Annotated in this window: 1 protein-coding gene; it reads right to left on the bottom strand. The window is 68.2% G+C overall.

The genetic code is table 11. The features are described 5' to 3' along the window. Window positions 1-1,405 precede the first annotated feature (1,405 nt). Window positions 1,406-1,783: a beta/gamma crystallin domain-containing protein gene (locus tag ACFU99_RS42000; RefSeq protein WP_384403618.1), complete on the bottom strand. Its 378-nt coding sequence runs from the start codon at window positions 1,781-1,783 to the stop codon at window positions 1,406-1,408. Window positions 1,784-1,988 lie beyond the last annotated feature (205 nt).

Raw genomic sequence — 1,988 nt, 5'->3', positions numbered from 1 at the left:
GACCAGCCCGGCCCGTAGAACGTTCAGGGCGCCCACGGTGTCCGCGTGTGCGCGGTGGCCGGACTGCCGCAAGGACGTACAGGGCGGAGCCGTCACGGTGCGCGTCACCGGCCGCGCATAGCCGCCCGCCCCGGACGCCTACCAGGGCGACGATGCCCTGGGTGGGGCGTCTCTCGCCGCCCTCCACGGCCCCGGCCGCACGAAGTCCCTCGGAACGTGCGGCCGAGGTCCGCCGCTACTGCTCATCATTGTGTGGTGTCAGGAGGGTTGCCCCTGCGGGTCCATAGCGCGAGCGGCGACGGGGCTGGGGTTGGGGCGGGTTCGCTGTCTGCCGCCGGGGTGGTGTGGGCTTGTGTCGCGAGCGGCTGGTGGGTGGGGCGGTATTCGGCTCGGCCGGGTGCGGCATTCGTCTCGGACCCTCCGGGTCCAAGGCGCCAGCAGCGGGAGGGAGGGGGGGGCGGGCCGATCTCGGTGCGCTGCCTGCGGCGGCGTTCGTGGCCGGGGTTCAGGCTGGCTCCGCTGCGCTGCGCCGCTGGCTGCTGCCGCGAAGTGGTAGTTGCCGGTTGGTCGGGTGCGGGCTCGTCTCGGACCCTGCGGGTCCACAGCGCATGCAGTGACGGGTGGGACGGTAGTGGTGGCTGCTGAAGGCTCCGCTGCGCTCCACAACTGGCTACCGGCAGGTAGGGTGCGATTACCGCCCGACAAAAGCGCCTTATGGGACGCAGAAGTGGGCCGCAACTGCACCCAGTTGAAGGGGGAACCTGACGTGTCGGACATACCAGGCGCGGCGGCCGTCGGAGTGGAGTTCCCCCAGCCAAGGGCCCGTCTTGTACGGGCGGAAACCGCACCCTGAACGGCCAGCCGCCCCGGGGCGCAGCGCAGCGCGCCTTGTCACTTCGGCTGCCGTGGGCCGCAGGCCCGAGACGCACCCGCACCCGAGCCGCCGGACATTTGCCTCATCGCGGCAGCAGCCAGCGGCGCAGCGCAGCGGAGCCAGCCTGAACCCCAGCCGCACGCCGGGCCGCAGACAGCAAACCGACAGCCGCCCCACCCCCTCCCTCCCGCTGCCGGCGCTCTGGACCCGGAGGGTCCGAGACGAAACCCGCACTCGCCCGACTGACCGCCCCCCTGCGCGTACCTCATGCACCTCACACAGACGGCGCACCGCGGCAACCTGCCCCTACCAACAGCTACAACACCCCGAGTTCAAACTCAGCAGGTCGGCGGGCTCGCTTGGCAGAAGGGGCGTGCGGGCCCTTGTGCGGACCTGACCGTGACGGCGGAGGAAAGCCACGCGGCCGAATAGCCCCATTCCCCGTTCCCTTCCTCCTCGCGGTCCTCACAGTCCTCACAGTCCTCACGGGAGGAGTGGGCGCCCCGAAAGGCACCCGCTCCTCCCCGGATCTCAGAAAATCTCGATCCGAGTCACCTTATGGATACTGCCGCCAGGGTTCCACGATTGCCATTTCCCCATGGTGTGGCTTTCGAGCTTCGGGTCGTTCAGATTGCGTTGGAACTGGATGTTCGCTCTGTTGTTGCCCGACTCGATCCAGTTGACTCCGTAGATCGCGACACCCGTAAATCCGGCATCGGCGAAGCAGAGAACGGACTGGCCGCCGTTGTTGCGGACCTGTAAATAACCGTTGTCGTTGCAGCTCACACGGTGGATATTCGGCGAGACAACGCCGGACGGGGCAGCAGCGGCAGCGGGCACGGCCGTGGCTGCCAGAGCGGCCATCGCAGCGACAGCGACACCGATTGACCTGCGTGCGGACAGATTCATGTTTCCCTCCTTGGTCGGGACGATCGCATCCACCGTCACATGCGCACCGTGCCTTTCCAAGCGTCACTACCGGCCAATATCCGGGGCTGATTCGAGGCGCGGCCCGACACCACGACACGACAGTTCATCCGCCGTGGCTTGTTCGCGAGCGTCAATGTCCTGCTCAAGCCGGGACGCGAATACCTGGGGCTGAATAGCACTGGCT

This window comes from Streptomyces sp. NPDC057654 (genome assembly GCF_042800135.1).
Lineage (GTDB): Bacteria > Actinomycetota > Actinomycetes > Streptomycetales > Streptomycetaceae > Streptomyces.
This window is presented reverse-complemented; position numbering and strand designations above follow the sequence as displayed.